At 72.3% G+C, this 25,242-nt stretch carries 23 protein-coding genes; 5 read left to right on the top strand and 18 right to left on the bottom strand.

Going from position 1 to position 25,242, the window contains the following annotated elements; translation table 11 throughout:
• Window positions 1–117: 117 nt before the first annotated feature.
• Window positions 118–423, bottom strand: a complete 306-nt coding sequence (locus ACWGJO_RS04240) for a hypothetical protein (RefSeq protein WP_452182056.1) — start codon at window positions 421–423, stop codon at window positions 118–120.
• A gap of 236 nt (window positions 424–659) precedes the next feature.
• On the bottom strand, window positions 660–1,868 hold the full coding sequence (locus ACWGJO_RS04235) for an alpha/beta hydrolase family protein (protein ID WP_452182055.1): 1,209 nt from the start codon (window positions 1,866–1,868) through the stop codon (window positions 660–662).
• A 362-nt stretch (window positions 1,869–2,230) separates the two neighbouring features.
• Between ACWGJO_RS04235 and ACWGJO_RS04230 the strand changes: the two genes are divergently transcribed.
• Window positions 2,231–2,977: a phosphotransferase family protein gene (locus tag ACWGJO_RS04230; RefSeq protein WP_452182054.1), complete on the top strand. Its 747-nt coding sequence runs from the start codon at window positions 2,231–2,233 to the stop codon at window positions 2,975–2,977.
• Between the two features lie 207 nt (window positions 2,978–3,184).
• Here ACWGJO_RS04230 and ACWGJO_RS04225 read toward each other — a convergent pair whose 3' ends face one another.
• On the bottom strand, window positions 3,185–3,424 hold the full coding sequence (locus ACWGJO_RS04225) for a hypothetical protein (protein ID WP_452182053.1): 240 nt from the start codon (window positions 3,422–3,424) through the stop codon (window positions 3,185–3,187).
• Between ACWGJO_RS04225 and ACWGJO_RS04220 the strand changes: the two genes are divergently transcribed.
• The 3 genes from ACWGJO_RS04220 (at window position 3,401) to ACWGJO_RS04210 (ending at window position 5,749) form a co-directional block, all read left to right on the top strand.
• Entirely contained in the window at window positions 3,401–4,183 is a 783-nt protein-coding gene (locus ACWGJO_RS04220; protein ID WP_452182052.1) for a hypothetical protein, read from the top strand. The two genes, ACWGJO_RS04225 and ACWGJO_RS04220, sit on opposite strands and share 24 nt — an antisense overlap.
• Before the next feature lie 14 nt (window positions 4,184–4,197).
• Window positions 4,198–4,743: an NUDIX hydrolase gene (locus tag ACWGJO_RS04215; protein ID WP_452182051.1), complete on the top strand. Its 546-nt coding sequence runs from the start codon at window positions 4,198–4,200 to the stop codon at window positions 4,741–4,743.
• A gap of 169 nt (window positions 4,744–4,912) precedes the next feature.
• Window positions 4,913–5,749, top strand: a complete 837-nt coding sequence (locus tag ACWGJO_RS04210) for a hypothetical protein (protein ID WP_452182050.1) — start codon at window positions 4,913–4,915, stop codon at window positions 5,747–5,749.
• Between the two features lie 124 nt (window positions 5,750–5,873).
• On the opposite strand, the gene ACWGJO_RS04205 is transcribed toward ACWGJO_RS04210, so the two are convergent.
• The 15 genes from ACWGJO_RS04205 to ACWGJO_RS04135 form a co-directional block, all read right to left on the bottom strand.
• Window positions 5,874–6,092, bottom strand: a complete 219-nt coding sequence (locus ACWGJO_RS04205; RefSeq protein ID WP_452182049.1) for a hypothetical protein — start codon at window positions 6,090–6,092, stop codon at window positions 5,874–5,876.
• Window positions 6,093–6,151: 59 nt separating this feature from the next.
• A complete protein-coding gene (locus ACWGJO_RS04200) occupies window positions 6,152–6,997 on the bottom strand; it encodes a hypothetical protein (RefSeq protein WP_452182048.1) in 846 nt (281 codons plus the stop codon).
• A gap of 70 nt (window positions 6,998–7,067) precedes the next feature.
• Entirely contained in the window at window positions 7,068–7,883 is an 816-nt protein-coding gene (locus tag ACWGJO_RS04195; protein WP_452182047.1) for a hypothetical protein, read from the bottom strand.
• A gap of 121 nt (window positions 7,884–8,004) precedes the next feature.
• Window positions 8,005–8,877: an enoyl-CoA hydratase/isomerase family protein gene (locus ACWGJO_RS04190; RefSeq protein ID WP_452182108.1), complete on the bottom strand. Its 873-nt coding sequence runs from the start codon at window positions 8,875–8,877 to the stop codon at window positions 8,005–8,007.
• Window positions 8,878–8,915: 38 nt separating this feature from the next.
• Window positions 8,916–10,187: a cytochrome P450 gene (locus tag ACWGJO_RS04185; RefSeq protein WP_452182107.1), complete on the bottom strand. Its 1,272-nt coding sequence runs from the start codon at window positions 10,185–10,187 to the stop codon at window positions 8,916–8,918.
• 226 nt (window positions 10,188–10,413) lie between these two features.
• Window positions 10,414–11,793, bottom strand: coding sequence for a cytochrome P450 (locus tag ACWGJO_RS04180; RefSeq protein ID WP_452182046.1), 1,380 nt, complete (start codon window positions 11,791–11,793; stop codon window positions 10,414–10,416).
• A gap of 73 nt (window positions 11,794–11,866) precedes the next feature.
• Window positions 11,867–12,457 carry a GTP-binding protein gene (locus ACWGJO_RS04175; protein ID WP_359908521.1) on the bottom strand — a complete coding sequence of 197 codons (591 nt, stop codon included), beginning with the start codon at window positions 12,455–12,457 and terminating at the stop codon, window positions 11,867–11,869.
• Complete coding sequence (locus ACWGJO_RS04170; protein WP_387694779.1) at window positions 12,432–12,806, bottom strand: DUF742 domain-containing protein; 375 nt, start codon at window positions 12,804–12,806, stop codon at window positions 12,432–12,434. The genes ACWGJO_RS04175 and ACWGJO_RS04170 overlap by 26 nt, the downstream gene beginning before the upstream one ends.
• On the bottom strand, window positions 12,803–13,204 hold the full coding sequence (locus ACWGJO_RS04165) for a roadblock/LC7 domain-containing protein (RefSeq protein WP_359908526.1): 402 nt from the start codon (window positions 13,202–13,204) through the stop codon (window positions 12,803–12,805). The genes ACWGJO_RS04170 and ACWGJO_RS04165 overlap by 4 nt, the downstream gene beginning before the upstream one ends.
• A complete protein-coding gene (locus tag ACWGJO_RS04160) occupies window positions 13,201–14,487 on the bottom strand; it encodes an ATP-binding protein (protein ID WP_452182045.1) in 1,287 nt (428 codons plus the stop codon). The genes ACWGJO_RS04165 and ACWGJO_RS04160 overlap by 4 nt, the downstream gene beginning before the upstream one ends.
• A gap of 420 nt (window positions 14,488–14,907) precedes the next feature.
• Entirely contained in the window at window positions 14,908–19,854 is a 4,947-nt protein-coding gene (locus tag ACWGJO_RS04155; protein WP_452182043.1) for an NAD-glutamate dehydrogenase, read from the bottom strand.
• 284 nt (window positions 19,855–20,138) lie between these two features.
• Complete coding sequence (pruA, locus tag ACWGJO_RS04150) at window positions 20,139–21,764, bottom strand: L-glutamate gamma-semialdehyde dehydrogenase (RefSeq protein WP_452182106.1); 1,626 nt, start codon at window positions 21,762–21,764, stop codon at window positions 20,139–20,141.
• A 166-nt stretch (window positions 21,765–21,930) separates the two neighbouring features.
• Window positions 21,931–22,587 (bottom strand): HAD family hydrolase, encoded by a 657-nt coding sequence (locus tag ACWGJO_RS04145; protein WP_452182042.1) that lies wholly within the window; start codon window positions 22,585–22,587, stop codon window positions 21,931–21,933.
• A gap of 47 nt (window positions 22,588–22,634) precedes the next feature.
• Complete coding sequence (locus ACWGJO_RS04140) at window positions 22,635–23,144, bottom strand: DUF6912 family protein (protein ID WP_359908538.1); 510 nt, start codon at window positions 23,142–23,144, stop codon at window positions 22,635–22,637.
• Window positions 23,145–23,276: 132 nt separating this feature from the next.
• Window positions 23,277–24,410 carry a patatin-like phospholipase family protein gene (locus tag ACWGJO_RS04135; RefSeq protein WP_452182041.1) on the bottom strand — a complete coding sequence of 378 codons (1,134 nt, stop codon included), beginning with the start codon at window positions 24,408–24,410 and terminating at the stop codon, window positions 23,277–23,279.
• A gap of 334 nt (window positions 24,411–24,744) precedes the next feature.
• Here ACWGJO_RS04135 and ACWGJO_RS04130 point away from each other — a divergent pair, with 334 nt between their 5' ends.
• A complete protein-coding gene (locus ACWGJO_RS04130; RefSeq protein WP_452182040.1) occupies window positions 24,745–25,227 on the top strand; it encodes an Rv3235 family protein in 483 nt (160 codons plus the stop codon).
• The last annotated feature ends 15 nt before the right edge of the window (window positions 25,228–25,242 follow it).

Raw genomic sequence — 25,242 nt, 5'->3', positions numbered from 1 at the left:
CCCACACCTCCTGGGGGGGGGGCGGGCGCCCGGCCGGGGGGGGGTGCTTGTTTTGGGGGGGGTGCGGGGCGGGGCCTAGCGGCCGGCGCCCCCCCCCCCCCCCGGGGCGGGAGGGGGTTATGCCGGGTGCTCGTGGGCGATGGCCCGGAGGACGTCGGCGAGCCAGGTCAGGTGGTGGCTCAGTGCGCGGTCCGGGTCGGCGACTACGTCCCGCAGGTGCTGCCAGGATTCCGAGAGCTGTCCGATGGTGAGTTCGTCCGGCGTCCGGGTCACGTTGTAGAGGTCGTTCGGGGGGATGGACCAGAAGTAGTCGTTGTCCAGGGCGACGGCGTCGTCCGCCGCAGCGGCTTCCATATGACGGAGTACGACGTCGAACGAGCTGCGCAGCTCGGCGAAGGACACGGACAGGGGTTCATCAGTCATGATCATCATCATGGGGGACCGGTGGGGGTGAGCAGGAAGTCGGCGGGGCCGGCTTCCTGTGCGAGGTGGTCGGGTGTCAGGCCGTGGGCGCTGGTGCACCGGGGTCGAGGGGGCACTGCCGGCTCCCAACCCGCCGGTATGGTGAACGCCGGGCGGCAGCAGTAGTGTTCGGTGGGGGAGGTCGATCCACCACACCCCCGAACACGCCGGCCGGCTCAACCGTGTCGATGGCGCCGCTAGTCCTGGAAGAGTACTTCCGGATTGTTCGGCGAGGGGCCGTCCAGCAGCGGACTGTGGATCCCCTTCAGCGTCCGGTCGAAGAACGCTGTCACGTACTCGCGGGTGATCACCACCCCGCGTTCCGGGGAGAGGGGCCCCGGCGCCGGGAACCCGGCCTCCTCCAGAAGCAGGTCCAGGTCGGTGAAGCTGGTGTGGTCGGCGCCGGTGACCGTCAGCCACTTCTTGTAGCCGCCGAGGGCGGCCCAGGCCTGCCCCCACGAGGTGTCGTGGCCGCCGACCGGGTGGTTGTCGACCGTACCCAGCATGAGGAACGGCCGGTTGATTTGGCCGGGCATCGGGGCCGGGTGGAAGGAGCCGTCCATGTTCACTCCGGCCCGTACTCGCGGGTCGGCGATCATCGTGGCGGCGGCCGCCGCTCCGCCGATGGAGTGTCCGGCCGTGCCGATCTCGTGCTTGTCGATGAGGTGCGCCAGGGGCCACGCGGTATTGCCGTGCGTCAACCGGTCGATCACGAAGGACATGTCCAGCGCGCGGCTGGCGGCGACGGAGTCGAAGTCGAGCGCCGGGTTGTGGCAGATCGCGCACGTCGGTGTCTGGCCGTTCGCCAGCGTCTCGCCGCTGTCCTCGTAGGTGTGGCCGACGAGCGCGACGACGTAGCCGTGACTGGCCAGGTCGGTCGCGAGCGAGGTGAGCGTCGTGCGCTGGTTCTCGAACCCGGGTGAGAGGAGCACCAGCGGATACTTGCCGCGCTGCGGCCGCGCGCCGTCGAAGGCGTGAGTGGTGACGCCGGAAAGGTTCTGTGGGGTGACGCCGGAGCTCGCCGGCATCCCCCGGAACCGGATGGCTCCGGCTGCCTCGGCGAGGGTCATGTAAGGGGCCGGGGTGCCGGTTCCGGGGACGGCCGGGTAGACCATCGTGACGGTCAGTTGGCGGGGGCCGGACGACGGCACCCACGGGTCGGGACGGTTCGCGTCGGTGAGGTGGATGACGTCCTCGCCGGCGGCGTAGGGGCCGGTCGGCGCGGGGAGCGTGCCTTGGAAGGACCGCGTGGGCGCGGTGGCCGTGGCCGGTGCGGTGTCGAACGCGTGCGTGGCCACCGGTGTGGCCGACGGTGTGGTCGTGGCGGCGAACCCGGCGCCGGTTCCGGTGACGAGGGCGGCGAGCGTCAGCACCGCGACAGCGCTGGTACGGCGATTGCGTTTCATGGGATCGACGCTAGGTTCCGCAGCTCCGCGTCGAATCAGCTCATGGATGTAAACACTCCGGTGTCGTTCGTAGCCCCCGCGAGGTACTGGAGTAATCCGCCGGGAGTATGTCGTGCGGCGCGGGTGTTCCCTTCGCCGGCATCGTCGAGCGCCACCTTCGTCCTGGCCTGCGACGAACACGACGCCAAGCCATACCGCTGCACTGGCCCGTGGTGCCCGTGGTGCGCGTGGGAAGTCGGCGGGGCCGACTTCCGGTGCGGTGCGGTGCGAGAGGCCGCCGGGTGGCGGGCAGCGGTCGGCCGCGTCGTCGCACATGACAAACCCGGCGACGTCGGCGGCCGTTCCCGGGATACTGGTCGCCCATGGATGAGGTCACGGTCGTCGTCGCCCATTCCGAGCGCGCGACCCTGCGCGTCGGAGATGTGTTCCTGAAGGTGGACGCCGATCAGGCGCGCATCGACGTCGAGGTCGAGGCGATGTCCCTCGCGCCGGTCCCGACCCCGAAGGTCCTGTGGCGCAAGCCGCCCGTGCTCGCGATCGCCGCGCTGCCGGGGAGGACCCTCGGGCGCCTCGGCGGGCCGTCGACCGGGTCACCGGCGGAGTGGGCCGCGGCGGGCGCCGCCATCCGGAAGCTGCACGACGCGCCGCTGCCGCCCAGGCCCGGCCGGGCCGGCCGGAGTGTCGTCGCGCTGACGGCGGAACTCGACGACGAGTGCGAGGCGCTCGTGTCGAACGGCGTCCTGCCCGCCGACGTGGTCACCCGCAACCGCGAGGTCGCCGAGGCCGCGTTCCGGCCGTGGACTCCGGCGTTCACCCACGGCGACCTGCAGGTCGCGCACGTGTTCGTCGACGGCGGCGAGGTCACCGGCATCATCGACTGGTCCGAGGCGGGCCGGGGTGACGCCCTGTACGACCTCGCCACCTTCACGCTCGGACACGAGGAGCACCTCGACGACGTCATCGCCGGGTACGGCACCGACGTCGACCTCGACGTGATCCGCGCGTGGTGCTCGTTGCGAAGTCTGCTGGCGGTTCGCTGGCTGATCGAGCACGGCTTCGACCCCTTCGCGCCGGGCTGCGAGGTCGACGTGCTGAGATCCCGGATGTGACGCCGCGCCGGCCCGCCTTGCGCACAGGAAGTCGACCAGGCGACTTCCTGTGCGGGGAGAGCTGAAACCGGCACGCTCCACGGCGGCCCCGGCCAAGCTTGGCCAGGCCCGCCGAAACCACAGCTGAGCAGCACTCATGTCGCCTCATCCGTTGCCGCTTCGGCCCAGCCGAAGCGGCAACGCCATGTGCACCACCACTTCCCGCGCTTACGGGCGGGTGGTGGCTTGGGTGCGGCAGTGGGTGAGGGCGTATGTGAGGCGGGTGTCGGGGTTGGGGGTGGTGGTGAGGAGTTCGCCGGCGGTGACGAGGGTGGTCCAGTAGGTGGCGGGGTTTCCGGTGCGGGGGAGGGGGCGGGCGGCGGCGAGGGAGAGGTAGGCGGCGGTGAGGTTGCCGGTGGTGAACCAGCGGTGGAGGCCGTGGTGGTGGCCGGGTCGGATGCCGCCCATGGCGTCGATGGCGGTCAGGAAGTGGTCGACGACGGTGAGTTCGGTGTCGGTGAGGGAGGCGGGGACGTCGAAGACGCCGAGGGCTTCGAGGAGTTCGCCGGTGTCGGTCTCGGTGCCGTCGCTGCAGGTGAGGGGGAAGCAGATGATCTCACCGCGTGGCTCCTCACCATGCAGAGCATCGTCGAGTACACGGCCGGGCGGCGCGATACCGCTGCCATGCTCCTTCGGCAGGCCGCGGCGCACGGCGAGACCGCAGCTCCCCGTCGTCGTGCCTGGATCACTGCCAATCTCGCTCGTGTGCTTGCCGCAGGCGGTGACCGGACCGCAGCGCTGGCCGCGCTCGACCAAGCCGCGCATGACCTCGACCTCGCGGAGGACGGCACGATCGGCGGCCTCGACTTCTTCACCGCGCCACGGCTGGACGGTCTCGCCGGCGAGACATACGCACACCTCGGCGAGCATGACGCTGCCAGCCGCCTGCTTGAGACCGCCATCGGCCGCCGGTCAGTTGCCGATCTCAAGGGGAGGGCCGTCCTCACCTTCGACCTCGCCGAGGTGCGGCTCGCCCAAGGCGACTTCGAAGCCGCGTGTGCCACGGCACACTCCGCCCTCGACCTGGCACGGGCGAGCATCATCCAGCCGATCGTCCTGCGCGCCCGAGCGCTCCAGGAATCCCTGTCACCGTGGTCGGCCGAGAGGCCTGTACGGGAGCTCGCCGCACGCGTGAGAGAGTCGGGAACTCAACTGGTGCGCGTGTGAGGGAGGGGCTGTTCGTGGAATGGGAGGTGTTCGGTCGTCGGCAGGTCTACGGGAGCCCGTGGGTCGAGGTCTGGCTCGATGACGTCGAGATCCCCGGTGTCGGCCGGATCGACCACCATGTCGTCCGCTACCCCCGCGCCTCGACCACCGCCGTCGTCACCGACGAGGCCGGCGAGTTCCTCCTCCTCTACCGGCACCGGTTCATCACCGGCCACTGGGGCTGGGAGGTGCCGGCCGGATGGGCCGAGCCCGGCGAGGAGCCGGCGGCGGCCATCGTCCGCGAGGTCGAGGAGGAGACCGGCTGGCGTCCCGGCCGGGTCGAGCTGTTGACCGAGTACGACGCCATGGCCGGCATCGGCGACGCCCACTTCCACGCCTACCACGTCACGGAATGCACCAGGGTCGGCGAGCCCGAGGATGTGTCCGAGGCGACCCGCGTGGAGTGGGTACCCGAAAGCGAAGTTGTGAGGCTCCTGACGAGCGGCGGGGTCGTTGACGGGCCGTCACATGCCGCCCTGTCCTATTTCCTCGGCCCGCATCGGCTCGCTCGGCGTTCCTGACCGCCCCGGCCACGCGCCAGTCAGCCGCTTCCCATCCGACCCTGCGGTATCGCAAACAGTTCGCACTGCGTGTAGTCACTGTGCTACTTTCCGCATCATCAACAGAACATAGAAGACCCCGGCGGTGGTGAGACACCCCGGGGTCGGGCACCAGGAGCAACGACTCCCAATGCAGATTCATCGTAGCGCGCACGTGCGCGCGTTCACCGTTCTTCCCAACGGCCTGTTGCAGGACCGGCGGCTGAGCTACACCGCTCGTGGCCTCCTCGCCGACCTCCTCTCCCGCCCCGACGGGTGGCGGGAGGACGGGCGGCAGATGGCGGACAGCAGTCCGCAGGGGCGGGGCGCCGTCCGGCGGGCGCTCAAAGAACTGAAGGACGCCGGGTACTACCGGGTCGACAGGGTCCGGATGCCCGACGGAACGGTCCGGTCCGAGGCCCACGTCTTCGACACCCCGCACCCCCGACCGGCTGTCCCCCGCCCGGACTCCGGCGAGGGAGGGGCCGGCCGCCCTGTCACCCCTTCCGTAAAGGACCCGGGGCAAGAACCCACCCTCCCGGATGAACGGACGCGGGCCGCCGTGGCCACCCTGTTCCGGGTGATCCGGCCCGAACCCCGTCTGCGCCTCGGCGACGCCGAGGCGCGGACGCTGGCTCCGCTCGTCGCGCAGTGGCTGGAACGAGGCTGCGGTGACGCCGAGTTGGCCCAAGCCCTGCTCCCCGGCCTGCCGCAGCCGATGCACTCCCCCACGGCGATCCTCCGGGACCGGCTGCAACGCAAGCTGCCACCGGAACGCCCCGAAGCACCCCCACCGACGCCGTACGCCGAGTGCGGCCGCTGCCACGACCCGGTGCCCCAACCGGGGATCTGCCGCGCCTGCGCCGGCCTGGGCGCGAGAACCGTCGCCGTCGGCAGCGGAGCCCCCGCCACCCCCGGCGGCATCGCCCGGGCCCGCGCGGCCCTGCGCGGGCGGCAGGCACCGTCCACCGTGGCGCTCGGCGGATGAGAGCCATGCCTCTCCCGCCCGGGTAGGTGCCGGGCCCGGTCTCCTTCCAACGCGCCGCCCTGCGCGGGAAGTCGGCCGGGCCGACTTCCCGCGCCCGGGCGCGCGCCTCACCCTCAGGTCCCCGTCAGGGGCGGGTGCCGGGCTGGTCGACGACGGCGCGGACGAGGACGGCCATCTGGCCGGTGACGTCGCCTTTCTTGAAGGTCGCGCCGTCGGCCACGGCGACGGTGCGTTCGCCGAGGAAGGCGTAATCAGCGCGGTCGAAGATCCACTGGAACTCGACCTTCCCACCACCGTCCCGTCGTGCGATCGCGACGCCGGGGCGGCCGGCGGCGTCGGTCACCGGGTCGACCACCGTGACGCCGGGGATCTTCGCGGCCGACCGGTCAGGCCGTCAGGCCGTCAGGCGCACTTGATGTCGCGGTTCACCACGGCCATCCCGGTGACCTTCGCGCCGTCCACGGTGAACTCGTACTGCCAGCCCTGCTGCCCCTCGACCGGCAGCACGTACTTGCCGCTCTTGGCCAGCTGGAGGCCCTTGGCGCCGTACGCCTGCTGGAGCGCCTCCAGGGTGGAACCGGCGCCGATGCCCTCGGCCGTCTTCGCCTCCGCCGGGGCGACCAGCTCGCGCAGGCCCGTCGCCGCGAAGGAGACCCGGCCGGTGGCCAGGTACGCCGCTTCCTTGGCCTCCTTCGCCACCCTCAGGTCGACCAGGGCCATCGTCGAGTCGGCGATCAGCTTGGCGGCAGCGGCCGAGTCCGCGGCCCCGGCGGCCGAGCCCGCGGCGGCGGCCGCCGCGTCCTTGGCGGAGGCGTTCGGCGGCAGGGTGCCCTCCGGGGCGGGCGCCTTCCCGCCGGCCGCGTCGGCCTTGGCGTTCAGGTCCTTGTACCGGGCCTCGGTGACCGCCTCGGCGGCCATCCGGGCCTGGTCCGGTGCCGGGCCGCCCTTGTAGACGAAGTCCGTGCAGCCTTCGAGCAGCGAGACCGGTGCGCTCTCCAGGGCCCCGGTGGCCAGCCCGGTGTCCTTGGCCATCCCCGGCTTCAGCCCCCGGTACCCGGCTGCCGCGAAGGCCTCGGGCGCCTTCGGCGTGGGCGCCGCCGTGGGCTCCCCGGTGGCGGCCTGGGCCTTGGCCGTGCCGTCCTTCCCCTTGTCGGAGGAACCGGTGGAACAGGCCGCCGCCCCGACGGCGAGCAGCGCCACCGAGACGCCGACCCCTACCGCACGCATCGACCTGCGCGTCTTTCCCATGTCGCAATCCCCCTTGGTCGTACCGGCGATCACCGTACCGGGGCCACGACCATGATCCACAATTGAGCTCTCAGGAACAGTAGGTGTTGTGCTTGACCAGGGCGAGGCCGGTCACCTTGCCGTCGGCCACGGTGAACTCGTAGAACCAGTCCGGGCCGCCGCTGCCGCTCTCGGCCGGGAGTTCGTACGTGCCGCCCTTGGTCGGCTTGAGCTCCTTGCCCTCGTAGGCCCGCTTGAGCTCCTCCTCCGTCGAACCCGCGCCGACGCCCTCCGCGGTCCGGGCGTCCGCGGGCGCCACCACCTGGCGCAGGCCCTCGGTGCCGAAATTGACCCGGCCGGTGGCCCTGAGGGCCTCGTCCCGGGCCTTGCGGGCGGGCGTGACGAGGTCCAGGTCCTTCTGGAGCTCGGCGAACTCCTTCTGTTCGACGGCATCCTGCTGGAGCTGCTCCTGGAGTCGCGCGCTGTGCTCCTGCAGTTCCTTCAGCGAGGCCCCGGCCGCCAGCGGCGGGATCGTCTTCCGCTTCGCCCTCATCTCGTCCATCCTGGCCAGCGCCTTGCCGGCCTTCGCGTGGACCTCCGCCTCGTTCGCCATCCGGACCGGGTCCGGTGCCGGGCCGCCCTTGTACGCGTAGTCGGTGCAGCCGTTCAGCACCGAGACCGGCGACGGCTCCAGGGCCCCGGCGGCGAGCACCTCGTCCTTGGTCATCGACAGCTGCAGTCCCCGGTAGCCGTTCGCGCCGAACGGCTGCGGCGGCGTGGCTGCCGCCGTGCTCGCGCCGGTCTTCCCCTCGCCGCCCCCGCCGCCCTCGCAGGCCGCCGCCCCGGCCACGACCAGAGCCATCGCCAGTACGGCCCCGGCCGCACGGGTGTTGCGCGTCGTCCCCACGGTGATCCACTCCCCTTCGTCGATCGCACACGGTAGCGAATGTGCGGACACGATCGACAATCGTTTTCCCCACGCACGGAAGGGGCCCGCGTGAGGACGCGGGCCCCTTCGCGCACGCCGGTCAGTCGACCGGGGGCCGGGTGGCGAGGCCGCGGGCGTAGTGGGCGGCGGCGAGGACGGAAGCCATCAGCTCGGAGTCGAGCACGGAGGCGTCGGACAGCCGGGTGGCCGACGCGTGCGAGGCGAGCAGCGTCTTGGTGACCCGCAGGGCGGCCTCGGGGCGGCGCGTGACGGGCCTGGCCCACTCGTCCACCGCCCCGTCCAGGTCCTGCTCGGGGACGACCCGCTGCAGGATGGCGAGCTCCCGCGCCTCCACCGCGCCGACCGGGCGGCCGGTGAGGATGATCTCCCGGACCCGGGCCGCGCCGACCTCGTGGAGCAGGCGGGGCAGCAGCCCGCCCCAGGCGACGGGCAGGCCCAGGGCCAGCTCGGGCAGCCGGAAGACGGCGTTGTCGGCGCCGACCCGCAGGTCGCAGGCGAGCGCCAGGGCGAAGCCGGCGCCGGTCGCCCGGCCCTGGACCCGTGCGACGGTCACGGCGGGGCTGTTGGTGAGGGCGTCGCAGACCCGGCGGGCCTTGTCTCCGTAGCTCCGTATCCGGCCGCCGGTCGGGTCCTCGTCCAGGCCCGCGAGGAGTTCTTCGCGGTCGCCGCCGAGGCAGAAGTCCCGGCCCGCCGCGGACAGCACGATCACCCGCACGGCCGGGTCGGGCACGGCGAGGACGGCGAGGAGTTCGTCCAGCATGGCGGAGGTGACGGCGTTCCCGGTCTCCGGGCTGTCCAGCTCGACGTGGAGCACCGCTCCCCGGAGCTCGGAACGGACCGTACGGACCGGCGCGGGCCCGGGGGCCGGCTCGGGTGCCACAGCGGGTGCCGGCTCGGGCTGGGCGTACCAGCCGGTGGGCGCCGGGGGGTTCGCCGGGTACGGGGGCCGCATCGCGTACGGGTGGTACTGGGGAGCCTGCGAGGAGACGTTCATGCGGCCACTCTCAGGGACGTCACCCGGTGGAAGACCATCCGGGGCGCGTGCTCCGGCGGGCTCACCGCCCGCAGCGTCGGGAAGCGCTCCAGCAGCCGGCCGAGCAGGGCGCGCGCCTCCAGCCGGGCCAGGCCCGCGCCGAGGCAGTAGTGGGCGCCACCGCCGAAGGTGAGGTGGGTGCCCCGGCGGAGCGGGTCGAAGGTGTGCGGGTCCGGGTTGCGGCGCGGATCGCGGTTGGCCGCGCCGTACATCACATGGACCATGGTGTCCTTGGGGAGGAACGTTCCGGCCAGCACGGTGTCCTCGCCCGCGACGCGGCTGTTGACGCGGATCGGCGGGTCGTAGCGCAGCGCCTCGTCGATCGCCTCGTCGATGTGCTCGGGCCGCTCCCGCAGCCACTCCCACCTGCCCGGCGACTGCAGCAGCTGCCACACCAGCGAGGAGAGCAGCGTCGCCGTGGTCTCCAGCGAGGCGATGGTGACGAACATGGTGAGCTGGTAGACCATCCGGTCGGTGGCCTCGCGGTCGGACTCCAGCCCGTCCCAGGTGCGGATCCAGCCGGCGATCACGTCGTCGCCGTCGTTCTCGCGGCGCTCCCGGACGAGGCGGGTGAAGTACTCGCGCAGGTCCATGGTGGCCTGCTCGGAGACCGCCAGCTGGCTCTTGGTGGGCAGCAGTTCCTGGGCATGCACCTGGTTGTGGGTCATCGTCAGGATGTGCGGGTAGTCCGCGGGCGCGATGCCCAGCCAGCGCCCGACGGTGCCGATCGGCAGCTGCTCGGCGACCACGGTGGCGAAGTCCGCCTCGCCGTCCGTCCGTATTCGCTCGGCCAGGCGGTCGAGCAGCCCCGTGACGTCGGCCTCGATCTCCGGCGCCATGTCCCGCAGCGTGTTCCGGTCGAAGAGGCTCCCGAGGCTGCGCCGCTGCCGGGTGTGCTCGGGGGCGTTGAGCCGGGAGAGGGTCCGGCTCATCTCCTGGGTGGCGACGGCCTCCCAGCGGTCCGTCCCGCTCTGCCGCTCCTGCCAGGCGAAGTCCGGGACGAGCCAGGTCCTGCCGCGCAGGACCTGGTCGCACGCTTCGTAGCCGGTGACCAGGTAGCCGCCCCAGGGCGCCGGAACGAGGTCGCCGAGCTCCCGCAGCTCGTCGTAGACCGGGCTCGGATCGGCGAGCCCCTCGGCCGACCGCAGCCTCCGCAGCAGCGGTACGGCGGCACGACGGTCGGCCCTTCCGTCAGGGCGCTCCGACTCCGCGGGGCGGGCTTCCAACATGGCGGTCACACGGGCTCCTTCAACACGCGGGCGGGCAGTACGGCGGCGTACTACCCAGCAACAGCGCGCTCAAGCGTCGATCCGTGTTGCCCACGTCACGTACTGCACCGCCGTCGCACGCCGTTCACCTCGCGGTGACCGGCCGGCTTCCGGCGGCGCGTCGGAGCGGGATCCCCGGGGCCCCGGACGCCCGGGCCCGGAATCGGACCCGGAGCCGGGCCCGGAGTCAGACCCGGAAGACGTCCAGGAAGGAGCTCCACCAGCCCTTCTTCTGCGGCGCCCGGGCGGGCGCGGCGGCGGCGGGCTGCGGGTACGCCGGCGCCTGCTCGGAGCCGACCGGTGCCGGGGCCGGGACGGGGTCCGCGACCGGCCGCGCGGTGCGGGCGGCCACCGGGCTGAACCGCACCGGCAGCGAGACCAGGCCGCGCTGGAACGGCCCCGGCCGCCACTCCACGCGCTCCGCGGGGACCGCGAGCGTGACGTCCGGGAGCGCGTTGAGCAGGCACTCGATGGCGCTCAGGGCGATCAGCTGGGCCGGGGACTTGGCCGGGCAGGCGTGCGGGCCGGCGCCCCAGGCCAGGTGGGCCCCCTTGCTGAGGGTCAGCCGGGCGTCGGTGAGCGCGGGGTCGCTGTTGGCGGCGGCGAAGCTGATCACCACCGGGCTGCCGGCGTCCATCGGGACGCCGCCCAGGTTGAGGTCCTGCATCGGGTAGTGCGTCGCGTAGTTGGCGATCGGCGGGTTGTTCCACAGCACGTCGTCGAGGGCGTCCTCGATGCGCAGTCCGGGGCCGCCCTCGCCGGACAGCAGCAGGAGCAGCGCGTTGCCGATCAGGTTGCGCTCGGGCTCGACGCCGGCGCCCATCAGCATGACCAGCTGGTCCTTGAGCTCCTCGTCCCGCAGGCCGGCCGGGTGCTGGATGAGCCAGGAGGTGATGTCGTCGCCCGGCTGGCGGCGCTTCAGCGCGACCAGGTCCATCAGGCAGGAGGTCAGCTCCTCGTTGGCCTGGATCACGTCGAGGCCGTCGAAGAGCGCGGACATGCTGCGGGTCAGCCGGTCGCCGATGTCGGCCGGGCAGCCGAACAGCTGGTTGAACAGCAGCAGCGGCAGCAGCTTGGCGTAGTCGTTCAGCAGGTCGGCCCGGCCCAGCGCGCTGAACTGGTCGATCAGGTAGCCGGCGATCCGCTCGACGTGCCGGTTGAGCCGGTTGTCGTTGAGCCGGTCCAGGCTCTCGGTGACGGCCTTGCGCAGCCGCAGGTGCTCGGCGCCGTCCGTGAAGAGGCAGTTGGGCCGGTAGAACATCATCGGCAGGACGGGGCTGTCCATCGGCACCCGGCCCTCGTTGAGCGCCGCCCAGCGCCGCGAGTCCCGGGCGAACATCCCCGGGTTCTGCAGCACCCGCAGGGCGGCCTCGTGCGAGGTGACCAGGGTGGCGTCCACCCCGGGGGCCAACTCCACCGGCGCGGCGGGACCGTGGGCGCGCAGCTTGTCGTAGACCGCGTCGGGGTCGGCCGAGAACATCTCCCCGTAGAGCGGCGTGCTCACGCCGACGTGCATCGGGCAGCCCGGCGGAGGCGACTGCGGGACGGGTCGCTGCAGAGATTCCATGGGTCGTTCCTTGGGGGTGGCCCCGGGCGGGTGCGAACCCGGGAGGCGTGAGGAGAGGAAGGCGTGGGGGAGGTCAGGAGGCGCGTTCGAGCAGGTGCCGGACGAGCGTCAGCAGGGCGTCGGCCGAGGACCGCTGGTCCCGCGCGTCGCAGAACACCACCGGCGTGTGCGGCAGCAGGTCGAGCGCCTCGCGGAGCTGGTCCTCGGTGTAGTCGCTCTGCCGGTCGAAGCTGTTGACCGCCACGGCGTACTCCAGGCCGTACTGCTCGATCAGGTCGATGACGGGGAAGGTGTCCGCGAGGCGGGTCGGGTCGGCCAGCAGCAGGGCGCCCAGCGCCCCCCGCGCCATGTCCTCCCAGAGCTGCATGAACCGCTGCTGTCCCGGCGTGCCGAACAGGTACAGCACCAGGTCGTCGCCGAGGGTCAGCCGGCCGAAGTCCAGGGCGACGGTCGTGGTCTTCTTGTCCGGTACGCCACGGAGGTCGTCGACGCGGATGGACGCCTGCGTCATGCTCTCCTCGGTGCTCAGCGGGGCGATCTCCGACAGCGCCCCGATGAGCGTGGTCTTGCCGACCGCGAAGTGCCCCACGACCAGGATCTTGACAGCGGTCGTCACCGCGCCGGGGACGTAGATGTCCTCAGGCGAACCGGCGTTGAAGTCCATGCAGTACCTTCTCCAGTAGTCTCGGGTCCGGGGCCTGGGCCGGGGGCGGGGCCGACCGGCGCAGCAGCCGTCCCTCCCGGATCAGGTCCGTCAGCAGCAGCCTCACGACCCCGACCGGCAGCTCCAGCCGGGCCGCGACCTCGGCCACCGAGAGGTAGCCGCCGGAGCACAGCTCCCAGATCGCCCGGGTTTCCGGGCTCGGCAGGGCGGGGAGGTCCTGCTCGGGCGCGATGGTGACCAAGGTGATCAGAGAGAGGTCGTCCGCATTCGGTAATTCGCGTCCACCGGTGATGACGTAGGAGCGGATGAAGCCGCCGGTGACCCGCTGTTCCTCGCCGCCGGCCGTCATGAGCCGCTGAGCGTGCTCTGGCGCGGCGCCGCCGACATCGCCCGTCCGAGCGCGCCCACCTGCTGCTGCATCCGGAAGGACATCGCCTCCATGTCGACGTCGGGGGCGGTGGAGGCGGCCAGGTACGCGCCGCTGCCGGCCGCGATCAGGAAGATCCAGCCGTGGTCGTACTCCAGCAGGGTCTGGCGCCAGAGCCCGCCGCCTCCGCCGACGAACGGGGCGACCGCGCGGCTCAGCGACTGCATCGAGCTCATCGCGGCGGCGTTGGTCTCCGCCTCGTCGCGTCCGATCTCGCTGGAGCGTTCGAGCAGGAGGCCGTCGGCGGAGACGAGGATGGCGTGCCGGGCGCCGGGTACCTGGAGTACGTCGTTGAGCACCCAGGAAAGATCACGGCTCACTGGATCTCGGTTCCTTCCGTGGTCATGGTGTTGCGCCCGGACAGCGTGCCGCGCTGGAACGCGCCGAGGCGGGACGGCGTGTACTGGCCGGTGCTCCGCACCGGCTCCTCGGCCCGACCGGGGTCCAGCGGGTTGGGGACGACCGACACGGGGCGCTGGCGGCGGCGCCGGGGCAGCAGTCCGTCCGCGGTGGTCTCCGGTCCCGCCGTCGCCGCGTACGGCGCCGGCACCGGGGCCAGGGGCGCCGCCGGCTCGGACAGCGACACCAGCCGCTGGCCGGCTCCCGGCGCCCAGGACTGCGCGGGCTGCTCCACCGGCGCGGCCTGGGCCTGGTAGCCGGTGTAGTCGGTGTGCTCGGCGACGGGCGGGGCCGCGACCTCGCTGCTGAGCAGTTCGGCGGGCAACAGCACCACGGCGCGCACGCCCCCGTACGGGGAGACCGAGTCGACGGAGACCCGGAAGCCGTAGCGGGCGGCCAGCATGCCGGAGACGGCGAAGCCGAACTTCGGGGGGTTGCCCAGGCTGGTGAGGCCGATCGGCGCGCCCGGGTTGAGGAGCAGTGCCGCGCGGTCCTTCTCCTCCTGGCCCATGCCGAGGCCGGCGTCGTCGATGATCAGGCAGACGCCGGTGGGGACGGCCTGGACGCTGACCTCCACCGGGGTGTCCGGGGCGGAGTAGTTGGTCGCGTTGGCGAGCAGCTCGGACAGCACCACGGCGACCGGCTCGACGACCTTGCTGGCGAGCGAGACGCTGACCCGGGAGTGGATCCGCACCCGGTCGAAGTGCCGGATACGGCCCTGGGCGCTGCGGACCACGTCGTAGACCGAGGCGACGCTCTCGCGGCGGCCCAGCCAGCCGCCGCAGAGCACCGCGATGCCCTGGGCGCGCCGGCCGAACTGGCTGTTTGTGTGGTCGATCGTCATCAGGTCGGCGAGGATCTGCGGGCTGTCGCCGTACTTCCGCTGCACCTTGTCGATGACGACCTGCTGCTCGTCGGCCAGGCCCTGCAGCGTGCGCATCGCCGCCTTGAGGACGGCCTTGGTGTCCTCCTCGGCGTCCCGGCGGACGGCGGTCAGCTCGGACGCGTGCTGGCCCTGCAGATGGTCGTGCAGCGCGGCGAGCTCGTCGCTCCGGCGCTGTGCCAGGGCGCTCGTCTCCTCCAGGGAGGCGTTGCGCCGCCGCAGGGCGAGGTTCGTCCTGCGGGCCTGGAGGGCCGCTCCGACGGCTGCGAGCATCACCACGATGAAGACCCAGAAAAAGGGTTCCTGCACAAATGACGTCATGAAACTCTCTTCAGGTGGCATCGCGTGGAGCCGGTCCGGGCCCCGAAACGCGAATGGGACTGGCGGCCCGAACCTCCCCGAAAGGCACCTGATGTCACATCACATCGAAGTGCATTCCGGCACGAGACCTGCGGCGACGCCTATCGCGGAGTCAGCCTACTGCAACTCATGCCATGTCAGAACAGATACCAAAAAGGGCAGTTGGGGCGAAATTCCACGACTTGCTGGGAACTCTGACAAGAAATGACGGCATTCGTGACGCCGCGTTAACCACAGGGACACGTCCCGACCACACTTCGATTCGCGCGCAGGGTGATTGCGCCGTCACACCCCGGAATCGGCGGCCCTTCGGACACGGCGGCCGCGCATGCGGAAGGGGCCCGCGTCCGTGGACGCGGGCCCCTCCGGTACAGCCGTCCGTCAGCGCATCGAACCGGTGCGCAGCAGGGTGCGGATGACGCGCATCGCGACCGAGAGGCTGGACAGCTCGTAGTTGTCCGAACCCCTTATGTCGTCGAGGGTGCTCTTGGCGCGGTTCAGCAGGGTCGAGTTGAGCTCGGCCCAGGCGGTGTACCGCTCCTCCGGGGTGGCGCCCTCGGCGCCGCAGGCCAGGACGTCGGCGGTCAGCGCCGCGTGCGCCGCGAAGAGGTCCTCGCGGATCGCGGCCCGGGCCATCGACGACCAGCGGTCGGTGCGGGGCAGCTCGATGATGCGGTCGAGCAGGTGCGAGATCTGGAGCCGGTCGCCCAGGTCGTAGTAGAGGTCGGCGACCTCGGCGACGTCCTTGCCGGAGCGGTCCGCGACCTCGGCGACGTCCAGGGTCGGGAAGACCGAGGAGAGGCCGGCGATCCGGGTGGCCAGCTCCTCCGGCACCCCGGCCGCGGCGAGCTCGCCGTACACGGAGTCGAACCAGGTCAGGTCCTCGCCGCGCAGCGGCTTGGGCAGCGAGGCCCAGACCTGGTTGACGCGGTCGTGGAAGAACTCGATGGTGCCGGCGATGTCGAGCGGCTGGCGGCGGTTGTTGAGCATCCACCGGGTGGCGCGCTCGACCAGGCGCCGCGAGTGCAGGCGCATCTTGGTCTGCACCCGGGCCGGGACCTTGTTGTCCAGGTCCTCGATCTCGGCCCAGATCGGCTCCAGGTCGAAGACGGCCCGCGCGGCGGTGTGCGTCCGGGCGATCTCCTCGTAGGTCGCGCCGGTCTCCTCCTTCAGGCGGAAGGCGAAGGTGCAGCCACCGCGGTTGATCGTGTCGTTGACGATCAGCGTGGTGATGATCTCGCGGCGCAGCGCGTGGTTGTCGATCGCGTCGGCGAACTTCGCCCGCAGCGCGCTCGGGAAGTACTCGTGCAGCGCGCTGCGGAAGAACGGGTCGTCCGGCAGCTCGGTGGCCAGCAGCTCCTCGGCCAGGATGATCTTGGTGTACGCGAGCAGGACGGACATCTCGGGCTGCGAGAGGCCGCGGCCGTTCTGCTGGCGCTCACGGATCTGGCGCTCGGTGGGCAGGAACTCCAGGCCGCGATCCAGCTGGCCGGCCGACTCGAAGCGGCTGATCATCCGGGCGTGCACGTTGACCATGCTGTGCGCCTGGGCGACGGCGTTGGCCAGCACGACGTTCTGCGCGTAGTTGTTGCGCAGCACCAGGTGGCCGACCTCGTCGGTCATCTCGGCCAGCAGGACGTTGCGCTGCTTGACCGTCATGTCGCCCTCGGCGACGACCTGGTTGAGCAGGATCTTGATGTTGACCTCGTGGTCCGAGGTGTCCACACCGGCGGAGTTGTCGATCGCGTCGGTGTCGATCCAGCCGCCGGTGCCCTCCGGGCCGCCGGTGGCCGCGTACTCGATGCGGCCGAGCTGGGTGCAGCCGAGGTTGCCGCCCTCGCCGATGACCCGGGCGCGGACCTGCTCGCCGTTGACCCGGATGGCGTCGTTGGACTTGTCGCCGACCTCGGCGTTGGTCTCGGTGGAGGCCTTGACGTAGGTGCCGATGCCGCCGTTCCAGAACAGGTCGACCGGGGCCTGGAGGACCGCCCGCATCAGCTCGGCCGGGGTCAGCTTGGCCGCCTCGACGCCGAGCGCGGCCCGGACCTGCGGGGTCAGCTGGATCGCCTTGGCTGACCGGGGGTACACCCCGCCGCCGGCCGAGATCAGCGACCTGTCGTAGTCGTCCCAGGAGCTGCGCGGCAGCTCGAACAGCCGGCGGCGCTCGGCGTACGAGGAGGCCGCGTCCGGGTTCGGGTCCAGGAAGATGTGGCGGTGGTCGAAGGCGGCGACCAGGCGGATGTGCTCGCTGAGCAGCATGCCGTTGCCGAAGACGTCACCGGACATGTCGCCGATGCCGATGGCGGTGAAGTCCTCGGTCTGGGTGTCGACGCCGAGTTCGCGGAAGTTGCGCTTGACCGACTCCCAGGCACCGCGGGCGGTGATGCCCATGCCCTTGTGGTCGTAGCCGGCCGAGCCGCCGGAGGCGAACGCGTCGCCCAGCCAGAAGCCGTAGGACTCGGCGACGCCGTTGGCGATGTCCGAGAAGGTCGCGGTGCCCTTGTCGGCGGCGACGACCAGGTAGGTGTCGTCCTCGTCGTGGCGGACCACGTCGGCCGGGTGCACGACCTCGCCGCCGACCAGGTTGTCGGTGATGTCGAGCAGCGCCGAGATGAAGGTCTTGTACGAGGAGACGCCCTCGGCCAGCCAGGCGTCGCGGTCGACCGTCGGGTCCGGCAGCTGCTTGGCGACGAAGCCGCCCTTGGCGCCGACCGGGACGATGACGGTGTTCTTGACCATCTGCGCCTTGACCAGGCCCAGGATCTCGGTGCGGAAGTCCTCGCGCCGGTCGGACCAGCGCAGGCCGCCGCGGGCGACCTTGCCGAAGCGCAGGTGGACGCCCTCGACCTGCGGCGAGTAGACCCAGATCTCGAACGCCGGGCGCGGGGCCGGCAGGTCCGGGATGGCCTTCGGGTCGAACTTCATCGACACGTAGGAGTGCCACTCGCCGGAGGCGGTGCGCTGGAAGAAGTTGGTCCGCAGGGTGGCCCTGATGAGGTTCAGGAAGGAGCGCAGGATGCGGTCCTCGTCCAGCGAGACGACCTCGTCGAGCGCGCCGGACAGCTCCTCCAGGATGCCCTCGGTCAGCTCCAGGGCGCCCGAACGGTGGCTCGGGCTCAGCCGGGCCTCGAACAGGTTGACCAGCAAGCGGGTGGTGTGGGTGTTGTTGCGGAGCGCGTCCTCCATGTAGTCCTGGGAGAACGTGGAGCCCGCCTGGCGCAGGTACTTGGCGTACGTGCGCAGCATCATCGCCTGGCGCCAGGTCAGCCCGGCGATCAGCACCAGCTCGTTGAAGCCGTCGTTCTCGGCCTTGCCGGTCCAGGTGGCGGCGAAGGTCTCCTGGAAGCGCTCGCGGGCCTCGTCGGTGAGCTCGGTGGCCTCGCGCAGCTTCAGGCCGAAGTCGTAGACCCACGCGGTGGTGCCGTCGGAGCGGCGCAGCGCGTACGGGTGCTCGTCCAGCACCTCGACGCCCAGGCGCTGGAGCACCGGCAGGACCTCGGTGAGCGAGATCGGGCCGCCGACCCGGTAGATCTTGAAGCGGCGCTCGTCGTCGCCGGCGCCGACCGGCTGGTACAGGTTGAGGCGGAAGTCGCCCTCGCCGTGCAGCGACTCGATCTGCTTGATGTCGGCGACGGCGGTGCGCGGCGGGAAGTCGGCGCGGTAGCCGTCGGGGAAGGCGTTGGCGTACTTGTGGCCGAGTTCGGCCGCCTTCTCCTCGCCCAGCTCGGTGTGCAGCTGGTCGTGGAAGCCGTCCATCCAGAACCGGGCGGCCTCGGCCAGCCGGTTCTCGATCCGCTCGATGTCCGTGTCGGAGAGGTGCGGCAGCTCGGTGCCCGGGGCGACCCGGACCACGAAGTGCAGGCGGGTCAGCACCGACTCGGTGGCGTACACCGTGTAGTCGATGGTGGCGCCGTTCAGCTCCTCCTTGAGGATGTCGGTGATCAGCAGCCGGATGCGCGTGGTGTAGCGGTCGCGCGGCAGGTAGATGAACGCCGAGAAGTAGCGCCCGTACTCGTCCTGGCGCAGGAACAGCCGCAGCTTGCGGCGCTCCTGGAGGTAGAGCACGCTCGTCGCGATGGAGAGCAGCTCGGAGGCCGGGGTCTGGAAGATCTCGTCCCGCGGGAAGGTCTCCATGATCTGGAGCAGGTCGCGGCCGTCGTGGCTCTCGCTGGAGAAGCCGGACTCCTCCAGCACCTCCTGGACCTTGCGGCGCACGACCGGGATGCGGGTGACCGACTCGGTGTAGGCGGCGGAGGAGAACAGGCCGAGGAAGCGGCGCTCGCCGATCGGCTCGCCGGCGGCGTTGAACTTCTTCACGCCGACGTAGTCCAGGTAGGACGGGCGGTGCACGGTGGCCCGGCTGTTGGCCTTGGTCAGCACGAGGAGCTTCTTCTCGTGGGCCTTGGCGCGCACCGGCGCGGAGAGCCGGCCGAAGGCCTCGCTGACCGCGTGGTGGGCGTCGTCGTGGCTGTGCGGGTCGGCGCGCAGGATGCCGAGGCCGGTCCCGGCGACGGCCTTGAGGACCTCCTCGCCCTCGTGCTCGACCAGGTCGTACTCGCGGTAGCCGAGGAAGGTGAAGTGGTCGTCGGCGAGCCAGCGCATCAGCTCCCAGGCCTCGCCGACCTCCTGCTCGGGCAGGCCGGCCGGGGGCTGCTCGGCGAGCTCGTCGGCCAGGCGCAGCGCGCTCTCGCGCATCTTGCCCCAGTCCTCGACGACCTCGCGGACGTCGCCGAGCACGCGGCGCAGGTCGGCCTCGATGGAGCGCAGGTCCTCGCGGTCGGTCTCGCGGTCGACCTCGATGTGCATCCACGACTCGACGGTCGCGTCGGCCGGCCAGTCGGCGCCGGCGGCCTGGCTGCGGGAGCAGGCGTCGACGTCCAGGATCTCCAGCAGCTTGCCGGTGATGTCACGGCGGACGACCAGCTGGGGGTGGATCACGATGTGGATCGCGCGGTCCTGGCGGGACAGCTCGTTGGTGACGGAGTCGACCAGGAAGGGCATGTCGTCGGTGACGACCTCGACCACGGTGTGGCCGCAGGACCAGCCGTTCTCCTCGACCGAGGGGGTGTGGACCCGCACCTCGGCGGTGCCCTGCGGGCGCTTGAGGCCCAGCCGGTAGTGGGAGGCGGCCGCGCCGTAGACGTCGACCGGGTCGCGGTCGACCAGGTCCTCGGGCGCGGTGTGGAGGTAGTAGTGGTGCAGGTACGCGGTCAGAGCGCCATTGCTCAGACCCTCCCCCGGCGCCGCTCCCCCCACCTGGCTGTTCTCAGCGGCTGCGGCTGCCTTCTTGAGCAGTTCGGCCTTGGCTGCGTCCAGCTTGGTCTGCATGACTTCTTGGCTCCTGTCGCGCGCCGTTGCGTGACTCGGTGGTGTGTGGATGTACACCGACGGGTCACCGCAATCCTGCCGCACCATCCGACTGAAAGGGGCTCATGGCACGCATGAAACGTCCTCCCAGCGGGTAGGACGACTCATTCGTCCTGCAGCCACCCGACGACGCCAGCCAGCCTAACCGGATCAATCGAAGGTGGACAGGGACAGGTAGGCGCAAACCCGCAGGAAGTCGGGTCCGTCCTGGACACCTTGTCCAAACCGGAGTCCGGTGTTCACTCTCAGCCCATGTGCGGGTAGCCGTGGTGCGTCGGCGGGACGAAGGACTCCTTGATCGACCGTGCGGAGGTCCAGCGGAGCAGGTTCTGCGCGGCGCCCGCCTTGTCGTTGGTGCCGGAGGCCCGGCCGCCGCCGAAGGGCTGCTGGCCGACGACGGCCCCGGTGGGCTTGTCGTTGATGTAGAAGTTCCCGGCCGTGAAGCGCAGCTCCTCGACGGCCTGGGCGATGGCGTAACGATCCTGCGCGATCACCGAGCCCGTCAGTCCGTACGGGGCGCCGTCGTCGACCCGGCGGAGCACGTCGTCCCAGCGGGAGTCCTCGTAGACGTGGACGGCGAGGATCGGGCCGAAGTACTCGGTCCGGAAGATCTCGCCCCGGTGGTCGGAGGAGACCAGCACGGTCGGCCGGACGAACCATCCGATCGCGTCGTCGTACTGTCCGCCGGCCGCCAGTTCGATCGTCGGATCGGCCTTCGCCCGGTCGATGGCGTCCCGGTTCCGCTCGAAGGCGCGCCGGTCGATGAGGGCGCCCATGAAATTGGACAGGTCGGTCACGTCGCCCACCGCGAGCGCGTCCACCTCGGCCAGGAAGTCGTCCTTGATCCGCTGCCAGAGGCTGCGCGGCAGGTAGGCGCGGGAGAGCGCCGAGCACTTCTGGCCCTGGTACTCGAAGGCGCCGCGGATCAGCGCGGTCCTCAGGATCTCCGGGTCGGCCGAGCGGTGGGCCAGCAGGAAGTCCTTGCCGCCGGTCTCGCCGACGATCCTCGGGTACGTGCGGTAGCCACCGATGTTGGCGCCGATGGTCTGCCACAGGTACTGGAAGGTGGCGGTGGAGCCGGTGAAGTGCAGCCCGGCGAGCGCCGGGTCGGCCAGCGCCACCGGGGAGACCTGGAGGCCGTCGCCGGTCACCAGGTTGATCACTCCGGGCGGCAGGCCCGCCGCCTCCAGCAGCCGCATCAGGTGGTAGGCGGCCAGGGTCTGGGTCGGCGCGGGCTTCCAGACCACGGTGTTGCCCAGCAGCGCCGGGGCGGTGGGCAGGTTGCCGGCGATCGCGGTGAAGTTGAACGGGGTGACCGCGTAGACGAAACCTTCCAGCGGGCGGTGGTCGGTGCGGTTCCACACGCCGGGAGAGGAGGCCGGCTGGTCGGCCAGGATCTGCCGGGCGAAGTGGACGTTGAACCGCCAGAAGTCGATCAGCTCGCAGGCGGAGTCGATCTCCGCCTGCTGAGCCGTCTTGGACTGGCCGAGCATGGTGGCCGCGTTGAGCGTCTCCCGCCAGGGGCCGGCGAGCAGGTCGGCGGCGCGCAGGAAGACCGCCGCGCGGTCGTCGAAGGAGAGCGAGCGCCACTGCCGCCCGGCGGCCAGCGCCGCGTCCACCGCCGCCCGGGCGTCCTCCCGGGTGGCATTGCCGAGCACGCCCAGCTTGGCGGCGTGGTGGTGCGGCTGGACGACGTCGATCCGCTCGCCGCCACCGAAACGCTGCTCGCCGCCGATGGTCATCGGCAGCGGGACCTGCTCGGCGGCCAGCTCGTCCAGCCGCCGGACCAGCCGGCCCCGCTCCGGGCTGCCGGGCGCGTACGCGTGCACCGGCTCGTTGACCGGCACCGGGACCTCGGTGACTGCGTCGATGGGCATGGTGGCTCCGTCCTGGCGGCTGGTCGGGTGTCCCACCTCCAGCCCCACCCGGGGCGCCAACCGCCCTTACATACCCGCGGACGGCGCAGGTGGCGCCCGCCACGTCCGCCCGCTTCCGGCGGCCCGCGGTCCGGCCCGGGACGGCGGGAGGGCCCGGGGTTCAGCCCGCGATCCGGCCGGCCAGCTCGACCGCCTCGGCCAGACTGTCCACCACCGGGACGCCGACCGGCTCCAGCTTCTCCCGGGTGTGCGAACCGCCGGCGTAGAGCACCGCGTGGGCGCCCGCGCCGAGCGCCGCCACGGCGTCGTCCGCGGCGTCGCCGATCAGCACCGTACGGGCCGGGTCCACCCGCTCACCGAGCGCCGCCAGGTGCCGGGTCAGGTGCTCCGCCTTCTGTCCGCCGGACGGGCCGCTGCGGCCGTCCACCCGCAGGAAGCCGCCGGTCAGGCCGAAGGTGTCGACCAGCGGCAGCAGCGCGTCGTGCTCGTACATCGACAGCAGCGACTGGCTGTTCCCGGCCGCCCGCCAGCCGTCCATCAGCTCGCGCACGCCCTCGGTCAGCCCGCAGGAGGAACTGAGCTCCCGGTAGCGGTCGTGGAACGCGTCGTCGAGCCTCAGCCACTCCTGCGCGGAGGGCATCCGGCCGAGCAGGCGCTGGTAGAAGCGGGGGATCGGGATCTCGTACTGCTCTCGGTACTCCTGGAGGCTCATCGGCTCGATGCCGACGGTCGCGAACGCGGCATTGCTCGCCCCGAGCACCGCCTCCATGTCGTGGAAGAGCGTGCCGTTCCAGTCCCAAACGATGTGAGTGCGCACAGGGTGAAACGGTAACCCGACCGGGTGACACGCCGGAAGGACGGACCTCACGCGAGCAGGGCGGGGATCTCCTGGGTCGCGTACCAGAGCAGGTCGTGGTCCTCCGCGCCGTCCACGGTGAACTGGGCGTCCTGGTCGCCCGCGTCGGCCGCGGCCACCGCCGCCACCGCCGCCGCCACGTCCGTGACCACCTCGTCGTCGGCCACGTCGGCGTGCACCGCGGCCGCCTTGGCCAGCCGCACCGGGCCGGCAAGAACCACCCGGCCGAGCGAGGCCTGGTCCTGGTACTCGTCCCCGGGGAAGGGCCGCACCGACGCGTCGGCCACGTCCAGCGCCACCACCACCCGGCGGCACGGGGCCTGCGGGTCGGCGGCCAGCAGCCGCAGCGAGGACTGCGCGGCCCGGTTCAGCGCCGCGTACTCCAGCTCTTCCAGGTCGTCGCTGACGTACCACTCGCGCAGCGCGGGCGTCACGGCGTACGCGGCGGACTGATCCAGGGCGCCGCCCTCGCGCGCCGCCGCCAGGCCGGTCAGGGTGGTGGGCACGTACACGCGCATCGGTGGCACTCTCCGGTTCGTCCAGCAGGGTTCGTCCAGCGGCACGGATTCTCCGGCGCCCCAAGACTCCAGCGCCCCAAGAATAGGCGCCGCCGGACGGCCCGTGATCGCCGCCGGTCCCGGGTCGGGCCCTCACCGCCGGGGCCGCAGCGCCTCCCGGCCGGTGCGCAGGGCACTCTCCAGGACCGCGCCGCGGCGGGCCGGGTCCATCATGTTCGGGCCCATCGCCGCGAGGTCCGCCGGGGTCGGCGCGAGCAGCAGCACCCGGACACCCTCGTCCCGCAGCAGCGCGGCCTCGCGCAGCAGCTGCCGGGTGACGGCGTGGCGGTAGCGGCTCACCAGCTGGGCGAGCACGCCGCGGGGGCGTTCCCGGGCGCGCCACTCGCGCAGGGCGGCCAGGGTGTCGCGGCCGGACGCGAGCCCGCCCCGCCGCCCGGCCCGCCCCGGCCGGGGGTCCAGCCGCAGCGCCATCGGGGCGAGCACGTGCACCTCGTCCAGCCCCCGGCCGAGCATCAGGTCGGCGTTGGTGGCGGACCAGCAGCCGCCGTCCACGTACGCCGAGCCGTCCAGTCGCACCGGCACGAACCAGCCGGGGATCGCGCAGGAGGCCATCACGGCGTCGGGCACCGGGACGGCCGGGGCGCCCGGGTCGCCGAAGACGACCCGGCGGCCGCTGCGGTAGTCCACGGCCACCACCCGCACCGGCGATCCCCCGCCGCCGGGCTCCGGCCGGCCGTCGTCGCCGGCCGCTCCACCGCCGCCGAGCGGTCCGGTGTCGCCGAGCAGGCCGCGCACCAGCTCGCCGACCGGCGCCAGCGAGCCCCGGCCGTGCGGTGCGAGCGCCGAGACCATGGTCAGCAACGGGTACTCGCGCGGGTGCCGGACGGCGTCGCGCAGCAGCCCCGGCGAGCCGATGCCGGCCCGCGGGCGGGGCGGCAGCGCACCGCCGACGGCGGTGTCGTAGTCGAAGGCCACCCCGGCCAGCGGGCCCTCGGTGACCGGCAGGCCGCGCTGGTGGTCGCGCAGGTGCTCGGGGCGGACGCCGCCGGCCAGCATCGCGGCGAGGATCGCGCCCGCCGAGGTGCCGAGCAGGACGTCGGCCTCGCCCGGCTGCCGCCCGGTGGCCTCCTCGACGGCGCACAGCGCACCGACCGTCCACGCCGCGCCGAGCATCCCGCCGCCGCCCAGCACCAGGCCGCGCCGGGGACCGCCCGCGGCGGGCGGAGCGGTGCCCGCGGCCGACGCCGCCGCCACCCGTGTCGCCATACCGGCCACCCCTCGTCGTGGGAGCCCGGCCGTCCGCTCCCGGTCAGGGTCCGATGGTGCGCTCCGGGCCGGTACGGCGCAACGCGGCGGCCGCGCGCCGCCACCCGGTCCGCCCAGTCGGAACGTCCCCTTTCGGGCCGTACGGTCCGTCCCCGCACGTCAACCGGGCGCCGCCGACGGGCCCGTCCGGCCCGTCGCCGCACTGGCCGGTTCCCCCGGATAGGTGAACTCCAAAGCCTGCCCCGGGCATCCCGGAAACCCGTTGCCGCCCCACGCCGGACGCCTCCAGCCTGGACCCGTCCGTACCCGCACCACCCAGCCGAGGAGCCACGCCGTGACCGTCCGGTTCACCGCCCGTCCCACCGCACACCCGCACCGCCGTCCGCGCGACACCGGCGGCTGCGACCCGGCCGGCCGCCGGCCGCGCCACCCGCGCGCCGCCTGCACCACCTCCCCCGGACCCAACTCCCCCGGGCCCGACTCCCCCGGGCCCGACTCCGGGGCGCTGGCCGCCCGGTTCGCCCACCGGCTGGTCGAGGTGCTCACCGGCGCACGGCCCTCCGGCCAACTGATGCGGCACACCAGCCTGGCCGGCTACGGACAGCTCGCCTCGCTGGTCCGGGCCGGAGCGCTGCGCCGCGGCGGCCCCGCCAACCGGCCCCGGCTCGGCCCGGTGCACGACCGCTCGCCCGCCCCGGACGCGGTCGAGGCCTGCGTCCGGGTCGACCTCGGCCGGCGCCACCACGTGGTGGCCTTCCGGCTGGAGCAGCGCGGCCCGGCCGGGCAGTGGCAGTGCACCGCCGTGGAGGCCCGGTGAGCGCCCCGCCGCACC

The sequence above is a fragment of the Kitasatospora sp. NPDC054795 genome (assembly GCF_053611565.1).
Note: the sequence above shows the minus strand (reverse complement) of the source record. Positions and strands in the feature narration are given on the sequence as shown.

Bases quoted from the DNA above. Each gene is read 5' to 3' on its own strand.
- ACWGJO_RS04180 (WP_452182046.1), bottom strand. From the start codon at position 11,793: ATGGAATCTCTGCAGCGACCCGTCCCGCAGTCGCCTCCGCCGGGCTGC.
- ACWGJO_RS04225 (WP_452182053.1), bottom strand. From the start codon at position 3,424: ATGGGCGGCATCCGACCCGGCCACCACCACGGCCTCCACCGCTGGTTC.
- ACWGJO_RS04200 (WP_452182048.1), bottom strand. From the start codon at position 6,997: ATGGGAAAGACGCGCAGGTCGATGCGTGCGGTAGGGGTCGGCGTCTCG.
- ACWGJO_RS04185 (WP_452182107.1), bottom strand. From the start codon at position 10,187: ATGTTGGAAGCCCGCCCCGCGGAGTCGGAGCGCCCTGACGGAAGGGCC.
- ACWGJO_RS04230 (WP_452182054.1), top strand. From the start codon at position 2,231: ATGGATGAGGTCACGGTCGTCGTCGCCCATTCCGAGCGCGCGACCCTG.
- ACWGJO_RS04190 (WP_452182108.1), bottom strand. From the start codon at position 8,877: ATGCGGCCCCCGTACCCGGCGAACCCCCCGGCGCCCACCGGCTGGTAC.
- ACWGJO_RS04155 (WP_452182043.1), bottom strand. From the start codon at position 19,854: ATGCAGACCAAGCTGGACGCAGCCAAGGCCGAACTGCTCAAGAAGGCA.
- ACWGJO_RS04135 (WP_452182041.1), bottom strand. From the start codon at position 24,410: ATGGCGACACGGGTGGCGGCGGCGTCGGCCGCGGGCACCGCTCCGCCC.
- ACWGJO_RS04240 (WP_452182056.1), bottom strand. From the start codon at position 423: ATGACTGATGAACCCCTGTCCGTGTCCTTCGCCGAGCTGCGCAGCTCG.
- ACWGJO_RS04140 (WP_359908538.1), bottom strand. From the start codon at position 23,144: ATGCGCGTGTACGTGCCCACCACCCTGACCGGCCTGGCGGCGGCGCGC.
- ACWGJO_RS04160 (WP_452182045.1), bottom strand. From the start codon at position 14,487: ATGACGTCATTTGTGCAGGAACCCTTTTTCTGGGTCTTCATCGTGGTG.
- ACWGJO_RS04235 (WP_452182055.1), bottom strand. From the start codon at position 1,868: ATGAAACGCAATCGCCGTACCAGCGCTGTCGCGGTGCTGACGCTCGCC.
- ACWGJO_RS04210 (WP_452182050.1), top strand. From the start codon at position 4,913: ATGCAGATTCATCGTAGCGCGCACGTGCGCGCGTTCACCGTTCTTCCC.
- ACWGJO_RS04170 (WP_387694779.1), bottom strand. From the start codon at position 12,806: ATGACGGCCGGCGGCGAGGAACAGCGGGTCACCGGCGGCTTCATCCGC.
- ACWGJO_RS04175 (WP_359908521.1), bottom strand. From the start codon at position 12,457: ATGGACTTCAACGCCGGTTCGCCTGAGGACATCTACGTCCCCGGCGCG.